The sequence below is a fragment of the Pseudomonas sp. Pseusp97 genome (genome assembly GCF_047304025.1).
In the GTDB taxonomy this organism is placed as follows: domain Bacteria; phylum Pseudomonadota; class Gammaproteobacteria; order Pseudomonadales; family Pseudomonadaceae; genus Pseudomonas.
This window is the reverse complement of the sequence record NZ_JBGLYK010000058.1, coordinates 1-16,759: the sequence shown is the minus strand read 5'-3', so window position 1 is coordinate 16,759 and position 16,759 is coordinate 1. Positions and strand designations below refer to the sequence as shown.

Annotated in this window: 12 protein-coding genes; 11 read left to right on the top strand and 1 reads right to left on the bottom strand. The window is 65.2% G+C overall.

Annotation, left to right across the window (positions count from 1 at the left end):
• Positions 1-5: 5 nt before the first annotated feature.
• The gene (locus ACCC94_RS12530; protein WP_413349785.1) at positions 6-950 is read left to right on the top strand and encodes a 1-aminocyclopropane-1-carboxylate deaminase/D-cysteine desulfhydrase; all 945 of its coding nucleotides are present in this window, start codon (positions 6-8) and stop codon (positions 948-950) included.
• Here ACCC94_RS12530 and ACCC94_RS12525 read toward each other — a convergent pair.
• A complete protein-coding gene (locus tag ACCC94_RS12525; protein ID WP_413349784.1) occupies positions 938-1,876 on the bottom strand; it encodes a DUF1853 family protein in 939 nt (312 codons plus the stop codon). The genes ACCC94_RS12530 and ACCC94_RS12525 overlap by 13 nt on opposite strands.
• 112 nt (positions 1,877-1,988) lie before the next feature.
• Here ACCC94_RS12525 and ACCC94_RS12520 point away from each other — a divergent pair, with 112 nt between their 5' ends.
• The 10 genes from ACCC94_RS12520 (at position 1,989) to ACCC94_RS12475 (ending at position 16,639) form a co-directional block, all read left to right on the top strand.
• Positions 1,989-2,876 carry an NAD(+) kinase gene (locus tag ACCC94_RS12520; RefSeq protein ID WP_017519352.1) on the top strand — a complete coding sequence of 296 codons (888 nt, stop codon included), beginning with the start codon at positions 1,989-1,991 and terminating at the stop codon, positions 2,874-2,876.
• Entirely contained in the window at positions 2,876-3,856 is a 981-nt protein-coding gene (locus tag ACCC94_RS12515) for a metallophosphoesterase (protein WP_413349783.1), read from the top strand. The genes ACCC94_RS12520 and ACCC94_RS12515 overlap by 1 nt, the downstream gene beginning before the upstream one ends.
• On the top strand, positions 3,853-4,719 hold the full coding sequence (locus ACCC94_RS12510) for a rhomboid family intramembrane serine protease (protein WP_413349782.1): 867 nt from the start codon (positions 3,853-3,855) through the stop codon (positions 4,717-4,719). Before ACCC94_RS12515 ends, ACCC94_RS12510 begins: the two co-directional genes overlap by 4 nt.
• 258 nt (positions 4,720-4,977) lie before the next feature.
• Positions 4,978-5,238, top strand: a complete 261-nt coding sequence (locus tag ACCC94_RS12505) for a YeaC family protein (protein ID WP_413349781.1) — start codon at positions 4,978-4,980, stop codon at positions 5,236-5,238.
• Positions 5,238-6,065, top strand: coding sequence for a DUF2797 domain-containing protein (locus ACCC94_RS12500; protein ID WP_413349780.1), 828 nt, complete (start codon positions 5,238-5,240; stop codon positions 6,063-6,065). Before ACCC94_RS12505 ends, ACCC94_RS12500 begins: the two co-directional genes overlap by 1 nt.
• A 144-nt stretch (positions 6,066-6,209) precedes the next feature.
• Positions 6,210-8,867, top strand: coding sequence for an aminopeptidase N (gene pepN / locus ACCC94_RS12495; protein ID WP_413349779.1), 2,658 nt, complete (start codon positions 6,210-6,212; stop codon positions 8,865-8,867).
• Positions 8,868-9,355: 488 nt separating this feature from the next.
• A complete protein-coding gene (locus ACCC94_RS12490; RefSeq protein WP_413349778.1) occupies positions 9,356-11,323 on the top strand; it encodes a DUF1302 domain-containing protein in 1,968 nt (655 codons plus the stop codon).
• A 57-nt stretch (positions 11,324-11,380) separates the two neighbouring features.
• Positions 11,381-12,748, top strand: coding sequence for a DUF1329 domain-containing protein (locus tag ACCC94_RS12485; protein ID WP_413349777.1), 1,368 nt, complete (start codon positions 11,381-11,383; stop codon positions 12,746-12,748).
• A 478-nt stretch (positions 12,749-13,226) separates the two neighbouring features.
• Positions 13,227-14,243 (top strand): WD40/YVTN/BNR-like repeat-containing protein, encoded by a 1,017-nt coding sequence (locus ACCC94_RS12480; RefSeq protein ID WP_413349776.1) that lies wholly within the window; start codon positions 13,227-13,229, stop codon positions 14,241-14,243.
• 14 nt (positions 14,244-14,257) lie between these two features.
• A complete protein-coding gene (locus tag ACCC94_RS12475; protein ID WP_413349775.1) occupies positions 14,258-16,639 on the top strand; it encodes an efflux RND transporter permease subunit in 2,382 nt (793 codons plus the stop codon).
• Positions 16,640-16,759: the final 120 nt, after the last annotated feature.

Below are 16,759 nucleotides of genomic sequence, written 5' to 3'. Positions count from 1 at the left end.
GCGCCTTGCGGTTTCCCGACTGGCACCCCGAAGCGCCTCTGCAACGCGTCCGCCTGGATTGGCTCGACCGCGCCGGCGTCGAGCTCGCGCTGTTGCGCCTTGACCTTGTGGATGCGCTGGTTTCCGGCAACAAGTGGTTCAAGCTCGCGCCATACCTCCAGCAGGCCATCGGCCTTGGTCTGCAGGGCGTGATGACCCTGGGCGGTGCTCATTCCAATCACCTGCATGCGGTAGCCGCCGCCGGCGCGCGGTTCGGCTTCGACACCGTCGGATTGCTTCGCGGCGACGAACAGGACAATCCCACGGTGGCCGACCTGCGCCAGCTCGGCATGCAGCTCCACTGGCTTGGCTATGCTGGCTATCGCCGGCGTCACGAGGCTGATTTCTGGGCCTCCTGGCGCGAGCGCTATCCCAGGTTGCTGGCGGTCGGCGAGGGCGGCAGCGGGCTTGCCGGTGCGCAGGGCTGCTCACCGTTGATTGCGCAGATTCGCCGGCAGCTTGGCGATGTCGGCTGGGATGACTATCACCAGCTCTGGGCGGCCTGCGGCACCGGCACGACCCTGGCCGGCCTGGTGCTGGGCGAGCGCGGCGCCCATCCGGTGGTGGGCGCCATGGCGGTGCCGCCGGGGCACGGTGTCGACACGCAAGTGGCGGAGCTGCTGCGCGAAGCGGGCGCAGCCAACGAGGGCTATCGCCTGATCGACGCCAGCCGTGGCGGCTTCGCGCGGATCGACGCGACACTGGCGCACTTCATCCTGGCGACGGAAGCCGAATGCGGCGTGCCGCTGGAGCCGCTGTACACCGGCAAGTTGCTGCTGGCGATGCACGATGAAATAGCTGCGGGGCACATCGCGTGCGGTACCCGCATCGTCGCCATCCACAGCGGCGGCCTGCAGGGGCGCCGGGCGCTGGATGAGAAATTGAAGGTCCTCGCCGCTCAGCGCATGTAGCCGCTGTGCACCCGTGGCCAGCGGTCACCCACCAGGAACAGGCGTTCCTGCTCGCGCCAGCGTCCCTGGTGATACTCCATGCGCACCAGCATCTGCGGGAAGCCATCCTCCGGCAGTTGCGCCAGCCAGGCGGCGAAGCGCTCCGGGCCCCAGCTTTCATCTTCGGCGGCCGGGGAGAGCCAGCCTTTGCGGGACAGGGCCTGCCAGCCGTGCGGGTGCTGCGCCTGGTAGGCCGCCCAGGCGCGCCGGTGCAGCCAGCGGCCGCGCTGGTGGTTGGCGCTGGCTCCGGCCGGCGGCGGACAGGGCGTGGGCCAGGAGTAGAACAGGTAGCCGCCGAGCCATAGACCCGGTGAAGGCTCGGCATTGCTGTATTCGCGTACCACGGCCAGCCCCTCAGCGGTGGAGGAGAGCGGCAGCTGGTGCTGGTAGAAGTGCTCGATCTTGCGCAGCAGATGGTCTTCGGCGCCGGGCCCGAGCCAGGAGTCGGGGCCGTCGTCGCTGGGGCCGAGGTAGAGCTTGATGGCCAGTTCCAGGTGGTGCAGGCCGTCGTCGTCCTCCAGCAGCAGGTCCAGTTCACCCAGGGTCTGGCCGTTGGCGCGCACCGGCAGGTTGGCGGCCAGCAGGCGCAGGTCCGGCGCGCGCTCCAGGGCGTACTGCCAGAGGCGTTCGTAATAGCGCCCCAAGCGCTGGTGCGGCGCTGACTCCAATTGCGCCAGCAACTCCTCCGGCGAGGCTTCCTGGGCGCACAGCCAATCGGCCAGTAGCGAAGGCTGCGAGTACCAGCGGCTGGCGCTCAGCGGATGGCGCAGCGCGGGGCTGCCGGGCTGCAGCAGGGGCGGGGAGAGCAGCGTCCAGGCGAGGTCGCGGACCTGCGGCTGGCGCAGGTCGATCAGCAACTCGTCGAGCAGGGCGGTGAAGTCAGTCATGCCCCAAGCCTAGCCGTTAAGCGGGGCCCCCGGCCACGCTGCGGTTTGCCGCTGCTTCCGCCTTTCGCCCATAATTCCGACATTCGAGCCCCGCAACGCCGTCCGGAGTCCCATGGAACCCTTTCGCAATATCGGCATCATCGGCCGCCTGGGCAGTACCCAGGTCCTGGAAACCATCCGCCGGCTGAAGAAATTCCTCACCGAGCGCCACCTGCACGTGATCCTCGAGGACACCATCGCCGAAGTGCTTCCGGGCCACGGCCTGCAGACCTGCTCGCGAAAGATCATGGGCGAGATCTGCGACCTCGTCATCGTGGTCGGCGGCGATGGCAGCATGCTCGGCGCCGCGCGCGCCCTGGCAAGGCACAAGGTGCCGGTGCTGGGGATCAACCGCGGCAGCCTGGGCTTCCTCACCGATATCCGCCCCGACGAGCTGGAAACCAAGGTCGCCGAAGTGCTCGGCGGCCAGTACATAGTCGAGAGCCGCTTCCTGCTCGATGCCCTGGTGCGCCGCCACGGCGAGTCCATCGGCCAGGGCGACGCGCTGAACGATGTGGTGCTGCACCCCGGCAAGTCCACGCGGATGATCGAGTTCGAGCTGTACATCGACGGCCAGTTCGTCTGCAGCCAGAAGGCCGACGGCCTGATCGTCGCCACCCCGACCGGTTCCACGGCGTACGCGCTGTCCGCCGGCGGGCCGATCATGCATCCGAAGCTGGACGCCATCGTGGTCGTGCCGATGTACCCGCACATGCTGTCCAGCCGGCCCATAGTGGTCGACGGCAACAGTGAGCTGAAGATCGTCGTCTCGCCGAACATGCAGATCTACCCGCAGGTCTCCTGCGACGGCCAGAACCACTTCACCTGCGCGCCGGGCGACACCGTCACGGTGAGCAAGAAGCCGCAGAAACTGCGCCTGATCCACCCGATCGACCATAACTATTATGAGGTCTGCCGGACCAAGCTGGGCTGGGGCAGTCGCCTCGGGAGCAGCGAGTGATGGAACTCGACCCCGCACGCGGCTACGACCTGATCGGCGACATCCACGGCTGCGCGCACACCCTCGACCACCTGCTGGAGCGCCTGGGCTACCGGCTGCAGGGCGGCGTGTGGCGGCATGCAAGGCGCCAGGCGCTGTTCCTGGGCGACCTCATCGACCGCGGCCCGCGCATCCGCGAAGCGTTGCACCGGGTGCACGACATGGTCGCCGCCGGCGAGGCGCTGTGCATCATGGGCAACCATGAGTTCAACGCCCTCGGCTGGTCCACACCCGCCGCGCCGGGCAGCGGTCGCCAGTACGTGCGCGAACACACGCCGCGCCACGCCCGGCTGATCAAGGAAACGCTGGATCAGTTCGAAGGCCATCCGGCGGACTGGCGCGACTTCCTCGGCTGGTTCCAGGAGATGCCGCTGTTCCTCGATGCCGGGCGCTTCCGCATGGTCCACGCCTGCTGGGACCACGGCGTGATCGACGCGCTGCGCCAGCAGTTCCCCGACGGGCGCATCGACGAAGCCTTCCTCAAGGCCACCGCCGAGCCGGGCAGCTTCGCTCAGCAAGCCTGCGACCGCCTGCTGCGCGGCACCGACATGCGCCTGCCCAACGGCCTGACCCTGACCGGCAGCGACGGCTTCACCCGCGCCTTCTTCCGCACCAAGTTCTGGGAAGAGGACCGCGCCCCGGAGACCTATGGCGACATCGTGTTCCAGCCCGACGCGCTGCCCGACGAGGTGGCCAGCGAGCGCCTGAGCGAGGAGCAGAAGTCCCGCCTGCTGACCTACGGTGCCGACGAGCCGCTGCTGTTCGTCGGCCACTACTGGCGGCGCGGCACCCCCGCGCCGATCCGCCCGAACCTCGCCTGCCTGGACTACAGCGCGGTGATGTACGGCAAGCTCGCGGCCTATCGGCTGGATGACGAAACGCGGCTGGACCGCAACAAGTTCGTCTGGGTGGATGTGAAGCGTCCGGAGGGCGACGAGTGAGCGCAGTTGAAGCGATGCGGTTGCCGGCGGCGGTCGACCTGGGAGCGTTCGTCGGCCTGCTGCGGCGGCTGAACGTGCCTTTCCGGGTCAGCGAGGAATCCGGCGAGCAGGTGCTCTGGGTGCCCGACTCCCAGCTGGCCGAGCAGGTTCGCAGCCTGTACCAGCGCTATCCGCAGGGCGATCCGGAGTTCACTGTGCAGGCCGAAACGCCGCGCCGCGGGCCGGGTTTCATCCAGCAGCTGAAGATGAGCCGGATGACCGCGGCGGTGCTGCTGGTGACCTTCGTGGTGGCCGCCATCACCCTGCTCGGCACCTCCCCGGAGACGCTGCGCTGGTTCACCTTCCAGAACTTCCAGCTGGTCGGCGAGGACCGCGCGCTGTTCTATCCATTGTCCGACACGCTGGCGCAGGGGCAGTGGTGGCGCCTGTTCACGCCCATGCTGATCCACTTCGGCTGGCTGCACCTGGCGATGAACGCCATGTGGTACTGGGAGCTGGGCCGGCGCATCGAATATCGCCAGGGCGCCTGGATGCTGCTGGGGCTGAGCCTGGGCTTCGGCCTGGTATCGAACCTGGTGCAGTACGGCGTCAGCGGGCCGAGCCTGTTCGGCGGGCTGTCCGGCGTGCTTTACGGTCTGCTCGGTCATTGCTGGATCTTCCAGCGCCTGGCGCCGACGCCGGCCTATCACCTGCCCAAGGGCGTGGTGGTGATGATGCTGATCTGGCTGCTGGTGTGCCTGTCGGGCGTGATCGACCTGCTCGGCTTCGGCTCGATCGCCAACGGCGCCCACGTCGGCGGGCTGGTGGCGGGTTGCCTGAGTGGTCTGATCGGCGGTTTGCTGGCGCGGCGTCGCGCAGCCTGAGTCTGAACCTGTAGGAGCGAGCTTGCTCGCGAACCGCCGAGCCCAGTAGTGTCCGGCGAGCCCGTTCGCGAGCAAGCTCGCTCCTACAATGGCCGCGATCGATTCCGGGAATGATGGGTATCGCTTCGCTCCACGCCATCCTGCGAAAGTAGCCCCTGGCTGAACGGGAGCTGCACAACCGATTGACTGGCGTTCGTGCGCGCAGGGCTTTCGCCCGGTAGAATGCCGGCTTCGTTTTTCCCCAGCAGGAGCCGGCCCATGTCGTCCTTCGCCGAAATGATCCAGAACATCACCCCCGAGATCTACGAGAGCCTCAAGCTGGCCGTGGAAATCGGCAAATGGCCCGACGGCCGCAAGCTCTCCCAGGAGCAGAAGGAGCTGTCGCTGCAGGCCATGATCGCCTGGGAGACCGACAACCTGCCCGAGGACCAGCGCACCGGCTACATGGGCCCGCAGGCTTGCGAGTCCCACGCCGAGCCGATCCCGAACATCCTCTTCTCCTCCAATTCGCTGCACTGATGCAGGAACTTGGACGCGGCGCCCTGGACAAGATGTCGGCGCGCCTGGAAAGCCCCGTGCAGTACGCCTTTCGCCTGGGCGACGCGCAGGTCCCGGTCAACCCGCTGATCGGCAAGACCGTGCGCCTGGAATACCTGGGTGAGATCTTCTGCAGCCATTGCTCGCGCAAGACCAAGAAAAGCTTCGCCCAGGGCTACTGCTACCCGTGCTTCACCAAGCTGGCGCAATGCGACAGCTGCATCATGAGCCCGGAGAAGTGCCACTTCGAGGAAGGCTCCTGCCGCGATCCGGAGTGGGGCGAGCGCTTCTGCATGACCGACCACGTGGTCTACCTGGCCAACTCTTCGGGCGTGAAAGTAGGCATCACCCGCGCCACCCAGGTGCCGACCCGCTGGATCGACCAGGGGGCGCGCCAGGCCCTGCCGATCATGCGCGTGGCGACCCGCCAGCAATCCGGCTTCGTCGAGGACCTGCTGCGCAGCCAGGTCGCCGACCGCACCAACTGGCGCGCGCTGCTCAAGGGCGAGGCCGAGCCGCTGGACCTGATCGCCATCCGCGAACAGATCTTCGACGCCTGCGCCGAGGGCATCGTCGCCCTGCAACAGCGCTTCGGCCTGCAGGCGATCCAGCCGGTGATGGACATGCAGCCCATCGAGATCAGCTATCCGGTGGAGGCCTACCTGCCCAAGATCACCAGCTTCGACCTGGACAAGACGCCGGTGGTCGAGGGTACCCTGCAGGGCATCAAGGGCCAGTACCTGATCTTCGATACCGGCGTGATCAACGTGCGCAAGTTCACCGCGTACCAGCTGGCCATCAGCGCCTGATCGAACCTGCATTGAATTTCCGGCACGGGGAACGCATCTAGGGATAGATGCTTCCCGACTCGCCCGCGCCGTTTCCAATCGCTAGAGTCAAGTATTCCTCCGGCCGGCCCATCCCGCCTGCCGCCTTCCAAGGGGCCAAAAGCCATGCGTACCGAGCAACCGAAAGTCATCTACCTCAAGGATTATCAGGCGCCCGAGTACCTGATCGACGAGACCAACCTGACCTTCGAGCTGTACGAGGACCACACCCTGGTCCACGCGCAGCTGGTGATGCGCCGCAACCCCGAGCGTGGCGACGGCCTGCCGCCGCTGGTGCTCGACGGCCAACAGCTGGAGCTGCTGGCGCTGGCGCTGGATGACCAGCCTCTCGAAGCCGGCCAGTACCAGCTCGACGAGAATCACCTGACCCTGCAGCCGACCGCGAAGACCTTCACCGTCGACAGCACCGTGCGCATCCACCCGGAAAGCAACACCGCGCTGGAAGGCCTGTACAAGTCCGGCAAGATGTTCTGCACTCAGTGCGAGGCCGAAGGCTTCCGCAAGATCACCTACTACCTCGACCGCCCGGACGTGATGAGCAGCTTCACCACCACGCTGTCGGCCGAGCAGCACCAGTACCCGGTGCTCCTGTCCAACGGCAACCCGGTGGCCAGCGGCTCGGAAGAGGGCGGCCGCCACTGGGCGACCTGGCAGGACCCGTTCAAGAAGCCGGCCTACCTGTTCGCCCTGGTGGCCGGCGACCTCTGGTGTGTGGAAGACCAGTTCACCACCATGAGCGAGCGCGACGTCACCCTGCGCATCTATGTCGAGCCGGAGAACATCGACAAGGTCCAGCACGCCATGGACAGCCTGAAGAACTCCATGCGCTGGGACGAGAAGGTCTACGGCCGCGAGTACGACCTGGACATCTTCATGATCGTCGCGGTCAACGACTTCAACATGGGCGCGATGGAGAACAAGGGCCTCAACATCTTCAACTCCAGCTGCGTGCTGGCCAAGGCCGAGACCGCCACCGACGCCGCGCACCAGCGCGTCGAAGGCGTGGTCGCCCACGAGTACTTCCACAACTGGTCGGGCAACCGCGTGACCTGCCGCGACTGGTTCCAGCTGTCGCTCAAGGAAGGCTTCACCGTGTTCCGCGACAGCGAGTTCTCCGCCGACATGAACTCGCGCACCGTCAAGCGCGTCGAGGACGTGGCCTTCCTGCGCACCAACCAGTTCGCCGAGGACGCCGGTCCCATGGCGCACCCGGTGCGCCCGGATTCCTTCATCGAGATTTCCAACTTCTACACCCTGACCGTCTACGAGAAGGGCTCGGAAGTGGTGCGGATGATCCACACCCTGCTGGGCGCCGACGGCTTCCGCAAGGGCACCGACCTGTACTTCGAACGCCATGACGGCCAGGCCGTGACCTGCGACGACTTCGTCAAGGCCATGGAAGATGCCAACGGCGTCGACCTCACCCAGTTCAAGCGCTGGTACAGCCAGTCCGGCACCCCGCGCCTGGCGGTGGAGGAGAGCTTCGACGCCGCGGCGCAGAGCTACACCCTGACCTTCCGCCAGAGCTGCCCGGCCACGCCGGGGCAGAGCGAGAAGCTGCCCTTCGTCATCCCGGTGCAGATGGGCCTGATCGACAAGCTGGGCAACGCCCTGTCGCTGCGCCTCAAGGGCGAAGAGCACGCCCATGGCAGCGACCGCGTGCTGCAGGTCACCGAGGCCGAGCAGTCCTTCACCTTCGTCGGCATCGCCGAGAAGCCGCTGCCTTCGCTGCTGCGTGGTTTCTCCGCGCCGGTGAAGCTGAGCTTCCCGTATGACCGCGACCAGCTGATGTTCCTCATGCAGCACGACGAGGATGGCTTCAACCGCTGGGAAGCCGGCCAGCAGCTGTCGGTGCAGGTCCTGCAGGAGCTGATCGGCCAGCACCAGCGTGGTGAGAAGCTGGTGCTCGACGAGCGCCTGATCACCGCCTTCCGCACCCTGCTGCTGGACACCGGCCTGGATCAGGCCATGGTCGCCGAGATGCTCTCGCTGCCCAGCGAGGCGTACCTCACCGAGATCAGCGAAGTGGCCGATGTCGAGGCGATCCACGCCGCCCGCGAGTTCGCTCGCCAGCAGATCGGCGCGGCGCTGCACGAGCAGCTGTGGGAGCGCTACCAGGCCAACCGCAAGCAGTCCCGCGAGACTGCCTACGTGGCCGAGGCCTCGCATATCGCTCGACGCAGCCTGCAGAACATCGCGCTTTCCTACCTGATGCAGAGCGGCAAGGCCGAAGTGCTCGCTGCCTGCCAGGAGCAGTACAAGGATTGCGACAACATGACCGAGCGCCTGACCGCGCTGGCCGTGCTGGTCAACTCTTCTTTCGAGAAGGAGAAAGCCGAGGCGCTGGCGATGTTCGCCGACTACTTCAAGGACGACCCGCTGGTGATGGACCAGTGGTTCAGCGTCCAGGCCGGCTGCACATTGCCGGGTGGGCTGGAGCGCGTGCAGGAGCTGACGAAGCATCCGGCCTTCACCCTGAAGAACCCGAACAAGATCCGTGCGCTGATCGGAGCCTTCGCCAACCAGAACGCGGTCAACTTCCACCGCGCGGACGGCGCCGGCTACCGCTTCCTGGCCGACCAGATCATCACCCTCAACGCGCTCAACCCGCAGATCGCTTCGCGCCTGCTGACGCCGCTGACTCGCTGGCGCAAGTACGCGCCGGCGCGCCAGGCGCTGATGAAGGCCGAGCTGGAACGCATCCTCGCCTCCGGCGAGCTGTCCAGCGATGTATACGAAGTGGTCAGCAAGAGCCTCGCTTAACACACCCGCCGCGCCCCTTCCCAGGGGCGCCCTGCACTTTCGAAAAGGTGTTACCAACCTTGGTTGGTAACACCTTTTTGTTACCTATCGAAATTAACCTCTTTCATTCTTATCGCTTTCCGATATTGGGGAAAAAGCGCCGATGTGTCTGCGTCGCGCCTTCAGGGGCGGATTGCGCCACGCGGGGTGGTGAATGGCGCGATCGGTCACTTTATTTGATCAGTGAACGACCAGTCACAAAAAGTAGCGCGCAGATTCTTTATTTTTTGTAAGCAGAATCGGATACATCGCCGCTCTTGGCACTGGGGTTGCACCGGCGGACCCCGCTTAGCCTTTGCCCGTCCGATGGGGCGGGAGGCATGTCGAGCACCTTGGGGGAATGTCCTTCAGATCGACGACAACAAGGCCGTGGAGTAACGGCTGAAAACGGTGAACCGCCCGCAGTGGCGGCACCGCCAAAGAATGATCAGTCCATGGAGTGAGTCCTAATGGAAATCCCGGTTCGCAAGCCCGTCTTGCGTTATGCGCCTGCTCGTGCGGGCTTCGCCCTGGCAGGCATCCTGCCGCTGCTGATGTCCGCCCAGGCGACCGCCGTCGAGTTCAGCTTCCTCGACAACGAAGTCTCCGGCTCGCTGGACAGCACTGTTTCCTACGGCGCCCTGTGGCGTGTGCAGGGCCAGGACAAGACGAACAACGACATCAACGGCAACGACGGCAACCGCAACTTCAGCACCGGCCTGGTTTCCGAGGTGTACAAGATCACTTCCGACCTGGAAGCGACCTACAAGAACTACGGTCTGTTCGTACGTGGCTCGGCTTTCTATGACACCCAGATCATGGACAAGCGCAACGACTACTACGACCACAACCAGCCGGCGCAGCCGAGCCAGACCTACCCCAACAGCGACCGCTTCACCAGCGAGACCCGCGACGCCGCCGGTAATCGCGCCGAGATCCTCGATGCCTACGTCTATGGCAACTGGGACGTGGCCGACCACCCGCTGACCGCGCGCCTGGGCCGCCAGGTGTTCAACTGGGGCGAGGGCATCTTCTACCGTGGTGGCGTGAACACCACCAACCCGGTGGACGCTGCCAAGTTCCGCCTGCCGGGCTCGGAACTGAAAGAAGTGCTGATGCCGGTCGAGGCCGCGAGCTTCAACATCGGACTGACCGACAATCTCTCGATGGACGCCTTCTACCAGTGGAACTGGAAAGAGACCCGCATCGACCCGGTCGGCACCTTCTTCTCCGAGACCGACCTGTTCGCCGACGGCGGCAACACCGCCTACACCACCGTGGGCGCGCTCTCCAATCCCCTGTTCCAGAGCCTCTACCCGCAGCTTTCCGCGGCGCACGTGGGCGGTCTGCAGGGTACCCAGTACCTGGACTCCAACGGCGTGTTCAAGGTTGCCAACGTCGGCAAGGACATCAACGCCAAGAACGACGGTCAGTTCGGCGTGGCCTTCCACTACGTGGCCGAAGAGCTGAACTCCACCGAGTTCGGGTTCTACTTCGTCAACTACCACTCCAAAGAGCCAACCATCTACGCCGACCTCAACAGCGATTACGCCGGCGTGAACCTCGACCAGCTGGCCGGTATTGGCGGCTTCAGCTCCTACGACCAGCTTGTGGGCGCCGCCGGCAGCGGCAACGCCCTGGCCGGCCAGGTGCTGAGCCTGGTCAACGGCGCGACTTCGGTGGACGTGGCCAACCAGGTCAATGCCCGCCGCGAGTACGTCGAGAACATCCGCATGTACGGCTTCAGCTTCAACACCACCGTGGGCGACGCCTCGGTGTTCGGCGAACTGGCCTACCGCCCGAACCTGCCGATCGGCATCGCCACCACCAACGACCTGCTCGGCGACCTGCTGGTCCAGGCACCGGGGCTGGCCAGCGGCAAGTCGGTGAACATCGGCGGCGGCCAGGTCTCGATGAGCGACCAGATCCACAACTACGAGCGTGTCGAAGCCTTCAATACCTCGCTGGGCACCATCTACAACTTCGGCCCGTCGCTGTCCTTCGACTCGCTGATGGGCGTGGCGGAACTGGCCTCCGAGCACCTGCGCGGCAGTGACCTGAAGTACACCGCCTACGACGGCAGCACCCGCTACTACTCCGGTCGCAGCAACGGCGCCTACATCTCCGGCTACGACCGCGACGATCAGGTGAACAAGAACGCCTACGGCTACACCCTGCTGCTGTCGGGCACCTGGAACGACGTCTTCGCCGGCGTGAACATCTCGCCCTACGCCGTCTACAAGGACGACTTCGAGGGCAACTCCTACCAGACCGGCAACTTCATCGAAGGCCGCAAGGCCTACACCCTGGGCGTCAAGGCCACCTACCTGAACGCCCTGGAAGCCGAGCTGCAGTACACCGAGTTCTACGGCGCCGGGCAGAACAACGCCAGCCGCGACCGCGACAACGTCGGCTTCAACGTCAAGTACTCCTTCTAACGATAATCCCGCGCCGGGCCCCATGGCCCCGGCGCGTGAACCTCACGGAGATTCACCATGCGCAACATGCGTACCCTGGTCGGCGCCGCCGTGGCCCTGGCCCTGTCCGCCGGCAGCGCCCTGGCGGCGGTATCCCCGCAGGACGCGGCCAAGCTGCAGTCCAGCCTGACTCCGCTGGGCGCGGAAAAGGCCGGCAACGCCGCCGGCACCATTCCGGCCTGGACCGGCGGCATCACCCAGGCGCCGGCGGGCTACAAGCCGGGCCAGCACCATATCGATCCGTTCGCCGCCGACAAGCCGCTGTACACCATCACCAAGGCGAATCTCGACCAGTACAAGGCCAACCTGACCCCGGGCACCCTGGCGCTGTTCGCCACCTACCCGGACACCTTCCAGATGCCGGTGTACCCGAGCCGCCGCAGCGGTTCAGCGCCGCAGTGGGTCTATGACAACACCCTGAAGAACGCCACCAGCGCCAAGCTGGCCGAGGGCGGCAACGGCTTCGTCGACGCCTTTGGCGGCATCCCGTTCCCGATCCCGGCCAATGGCGTGGAAGCGGTGTGGAACCACATCGCCCGCTACCGCGGCACCTTCATCGTGCGTCGTGCCTCCGAAGTGGCGGTGCAGCGCAACGGCGACTACTCGCTGGTGACCTCGCAGCAGGAAGCGCTGTTCAAGTACTACATCCAGGGCAAGAGCTTCGCTGACCTGAACAACCTGCTGTTCTACTACCTGTCGTTCACCAAGAGCCCGGCTCGCCTGGCCGGTGGTGCCGCGCTGGTCCACGAGACCCTGGACCAGGTGAAGGAACCGCGCCAGGCCTGGGGCTACAACGCCGGCCAGCGCCGCGTGCGCCGTGCGCCGAACCTGGCCTACGATACCCCGATCGCCGCCGCCGACGGCCTGCGTACCGCCGACGACACCGACATGTTCAACGGCTCCCCGGATCGCTATGACTGGAAGCTGATCGGCAAGAAGGAAATGTACATCCCGTACAACAACTACAAGGTTTCCAGCCCTGAGGTTAAGTACAAGGATCTGCTGACCCCCAACCACCTGAACTCGAAGTACACCCGCTACGAACTGCACCGTGTATGGGTCGTCGAAGGCACCCTGAAGCCGGGCTCGCGCCACATCTACTCCAAACGCGTGCTGTTCCTCGACGAAGACAGCTGGGGCGCCGCCGAAGTCGACCAGTATGATGGTCGCGGCGAGCTGTGGCGCGTATCGCTGGCCTACCTGAAGAACTACTACGAGCTGCCCACCACCTGGACCGCGCTGGATACCTTCCACGACCTGCAGGCCCGTCGCTACCACGTGCAGAATCTGGACAACGAAGAGCCGAGCACCATCGACTTCGGCCAGGCCGTACCGGACGACTCCTACTTCAGCCCGTCCGCCCTGCGTCGCCGCGGCACCCGCTGAGTTCGTCGGGTGAACAGGAAGCCCCGCCTCGGCGGGGCTTTTTTATTGGCCGCCGGCAACCTTGTAGGAGCGAGCTTGCTCGCGAACAACTCAACCGGCAGCGCCGCAGTTGGGCGGGTTCGCGAGCAAGCTCGCTCCTACAGAAAGCCATCGGCGTCTCGGCGGGCTTTATCCGGATCGTCGAAACCTGAGGAAAGACGTCTGGCAGAAGCAAAAAGTGTTACCGCTCCACCCGTCGCAACCCCTCAGCCGCGCACCTTTCGAGGGAGGTGGCCGTTGGCAGTCATCCTTTGGAGTGAGGCGCCCGGGGCTTAACAAAAGATAACGTGCCGTTAATTGTCAGCCCCGGAAAAGGCTGGCTATATAGCCCCGAACTCCATACCGCCTGCATAAGAAAAAGAGGTAAAGGCATATGCGTGAGCCCCTGTGGCGCACTTCGAGCGAGCAGCCCGTATCGGGAGTGCGAAGCTCCTTCCCGATGTCGCGCAAGACGGTTTCCCTGCTCGGCGCGTTTTCCTTTCTGATGATGTCCCTGGCTCCGCTGCATGCCGTTGCCGCAGCGGAGGCCGCCAGCGATTCCAACTCGATCATTTCCGCCAAGGCTTCCAGCAGCCTGCTGCTGAGCATCGCGCATGCCGGCAAGCGCCTGGTTGCAGTGGGTGATCACGGGCACATCCTCTATTCCGACGACGCAGGCAAGAGCTGGACCCAGGCCACCGTGCCGACCCGTCAGCTGCTGACCTCGGTGTTCTTCGTCAACGACAAGAAGGGCTGGGCCGTCGGCCATGACGCCCAGGTCCTGGCGACTACCGATGGCGGCACCACCTGGGTGCGCCAGTTCGAGGACCTCAAGCGCGAAGCGCCGCTGCTGGACATCTGGTTCCAGGACGAGAACCACGGCATGGCCGTGGGCGCCTATGGCGCGCTGCTGGAAACCACCGACGGCGGCCAGCGCTGGGAGGACGTCAGCGACCGCCTGGACAACGAGGACCAGTTCCACCTCAACGCCATCGCGGCGGTGAAGGACTCCGGCCTGTTCGTTGTCGGCGAGGCGGGCAGCATGTTCCGTTCCAAGGACTGGGGCCAGACCTGGGAAAAACTCCAGGGCCCCTACGAAGGCTCGCTGTTCGGCGCCACCGGCACTACGCACGCCGGCACCGTCCTGGCCTACGGCCTGCGCGGCCACCTGTTCCGCTCCACCGATTTCGGCGACACCTGGCAGCAGGTCAGCCTGCCCACCGCCAATGGCGGCGAGCTGGAGTTCGGCCTCTCCGAGGGCAGCCTGCTGGATGACGGCACCATCGTCGTCGTCGGCCATGGCGGCAGCGTGCTGGAAAGCAAGGACGACGGCGTCAGCTTCAGCGTCGTCAACCGTCCGGACCGCCTGTCCCTCGCGGGCGTGAGCGCGGCCGGCAACGGCAACCTGGTCCTGGTCGGCCAGGGCGGTATCCACCTGGCTTCGGCGACCGGCGCCGAGCTGACAGAACAACAATAAGCCGGGGAGCCGCAATGAACGCTCTGAACAAGCATCAACAGGACAAGGCGACTTTCCTGGAACGCATCATCTTCACCCACCGGCCGTTCGTGATCATCGCGTGCCTGCTGGTGACCGTCTTCCTCGCCTGGTCGGCTACGCAAGTGCGTCCGTCCACCAGCTTCGAGAAGATGATCCCGCTGCAGCACCCGTTCATCCAGAACATGCTGGAGCACCGCAACGACCTGGCCAACCTCGGCAACACCGTGCGCATCTCGGTGGAGGCGGTGAATGGCGACATCTTCACCAAGGAATACATGGAGACGCTGCGGCAGATCCATGACGAGGTCTTCTACATCCCCGGCGTCGACCGCTCCGGCATGAAGTCGCTGTGGAGCCCGAGCGTGCGCTGGACCGAGGTGACCGAGGAAGGCTTCGCCGGTGGCGAGGTGATTCCGCAGACCTACGACGGTTCCGCCAAGGCCCTCGACCTGTTGCGCAACAACGTGCTCAAGTCCGGCCAGATCGGCCGCCTGGTGGCCAACAACTTCAAGTCGAGCATCGTCGACGTGCCGCTGCTGGAGGTCTACCCGGACCCGAAGGACCAGGGCAAGCTGATGAAGCTGGACTACCGCCAGTTCTCCCATGAGCTGGAAGAGAAGATCCGCGACAAGTACCAGCTGCAGAACCCCAATGTGAAGGTCCACATCACCGGCTTCGCCAAGAAGGTCGGTGACCTGATCGACGGCCTGCTGATGGTGGTCGGCTTCTTCGGCATCTGCTTCGTCATCACCCTGGTGCTGCTGCTGTGGTTCACCAAGTGCGTGCGCTCCACCATCGCCGTGCTGTCCACCACTCTGGTGGCGGTGATCTGGCAACTGGGCCTGCTGCACATCATCGGCTTCGGGCTGGACCCGTACTCGATGCTGGTGCCGTTCCTGATCTTCGCCATCGGTATCTCCCACGGCGTGCAGAAGATCAACGGTATCGCCCTGCAGTCCAGCGATGCGGAAACCCCGCTGCTGGCCGCCCGCCGTACCTTCCGCCAGCTGTTCCTGCCGGGCATGATCGCGATCCTCGCCGACGCCGTGGGCTTCATCACCCTGCTGGTGATCGACATCGGCGTGATCCGCGAACTGGCCATCGGCGCCTCCATCGGCGTGGCGGTGATCGTGTTCACCAACCTGATCCTGCTGCCGGTCGCCATCTCCTACATCGGCATCAGCAAGAAGGCGGTGCAACGCAGCAAGGAAGACGCCGTGCGCGACCATCCCTTCTGGCGTGCGCTGTCCAACTTCGCCAGCCCGACCGTGGCGCCGATTTCCGTGGTCATTGCCCTGGCGATGTTCGCCGGCGGCATGTGGCAGGGCCATCACCTGAAGATCGGCGACCTCGACCAGGGTGCGCCGGAGCTGCGTCCGGACTCGCGCTACAACCTGGACAACGACTTCATCATCCGCAACTACTCGACCAGCTCCGACGTGCTGGTGGTGATGGTGGCGTCCGAGGCCGAAGGCTGCTCGACCCACAAGACCCTGTCCGCCATCGACGAGCTGGCCTGGCGCCTGGAGAACACCCAGGGCGTGCAGTCGGCCATCTCCCTGGTCACCGTCTCCAAGCAGATGATCAAGGGCATGAACGAAGGCAACCTGAAGTGGGAGTCGCTGTCGCGCAACCAGGACGTGCTGAACAACTCCATCAGCCGCGCCGAAGGCCTGTTCAACAGCAACTGCTCGCTGGCGCCCCTGCTGGTGTTCCTCAACGACCACAAGGCCGAGACCCTCGACCGCGCCGTGGCCGTCGTGCAGGACTTCGCCAAGGCCAACGAGAAGGACGACCTGAAGTTCAAGCTCGCCGCCGGTAACGCCGGTATCGAGGCCGCCACCAACGACGTGATCAAGCACTCGGAACTGACCATCCTGATCCTGGTGTACATCTGCGTGGCGGTGATGTGCCTGATCACCTTCCGCTCCTTCGCCGCGACCCTGTGCATCGTGCTGCCGCTGATCCTCACCTCGGTGCTGGGCAACGCGCTGATGGCGACCCTGGGCATCGGCGTGAAGGTGGCGACCCTGCCGGTGATCGCGCTGGGTGTGGGCATCGGCGTGGACTACGGCATCTACATCTACACCCGCCTGGAGTCCTTCCTGCGCCAGGGCCTGTCCCTGCAGGAGGCCTACTACGAGACCCTGAAGTCCACGGGTAAAGCGGTGCTGTTCACCGGGCTGTGCCTGGCCATCGGCGTCGCCACCTGGATCTTCTCGGCGATCAAGTTCCAGGCCGACATGGGCCTGATGCTGACCTTCATGCTCCTCTGGAACATGTTCGGCGCCCTGTGGCTGCTGCCGGCGCTGGCGCGCTTCCTGATCAACCCGGAGAAGGTGCGTCAGAAGAAGGCCTCGATCCTGGTTCACTGATCGATCGCTGTCGCGACAAAGCAAAACCGCGGCCATTGGGCCGCGGTTTTTTTTGCTCTTCGTAGGAGCGAGCTTGCTCGCGAACAGCTTCGCAGCAGCGGCTGGTTCGCGAGCAAGCTC

Bases quoted from the DNA above. Each gene is read 5' to 3' on its own strand.
- ACCC94_RS12480 (WP_413349776.1), top strand. From the start codon at position 13,227: ATGTCGCGCAAGACGGTTTCCCTGCTCGGCGCGTTTTCCTTTCTGATG.
- ACCC94_RS12475 (WP_413349775.1), top strand. From the start codon at position 14,258: ATGAACGCTCTGAACAAGCATCAACAGGACAAGGCGACTTTCCTGGAA.
- ACCC94_RS12515 (WP_413349783.1), top strand. From the start codon at position 2,876: ATGGAACTCGACCCCGCACGCGGCTACGACCTGATCGGCGACATCCAC.
- ACCC94_RS12525 (WP_413349784.1), bottom strand. From the start codon at position 1,876: ATGACTGACTTCACCGCCCTGCTCGACGAGTTGCTGATCGACCTGCGC.
- ACCC94_RS12500 (WP_413349780.1), top strand. From the start codon at position 5,238: ATGCAGGAACTTGGACGCGGCGCCCTGGACAAGATGTCGGCGCGCCTG.
- ACCC94_RS12485 (WP_413349777.1), top strand. From the start codon at position 11,381: ATGCGCAACATGCGTACCCTGGTCGGCGCCGCCGTGGCCCTGGCCCTG.
- ACCC94_RS12490 (WP_413349778.1), top strand. From the start codon at position 9,356: ATGGAAATCCCGGTTCGCAAGCCCGTCTTGCGTTATGCGCCTGCTCGT.
- ACCC94_RS12520 (WP_017519352.1), top strand. From the start codon at position 1,989: ATGGAACCCTTTCGCAATATCGGCATCATCGGCCGCCTGGGCAGTACC.
- ACCC94_RS12505 (WP_413349781.1), top strand. From the start codon at position 4,978: ATGTCGTCCTTCGCCGAAATGATCCAGAACATCACCCCCGAGATCTAC.
- pepN (WP_413349779.1), top strand. From the start codon at position 6,210: ATGCGTACCGAGCAACCGAAAGTCATCTACCTCAAGGATTATCAGGCG.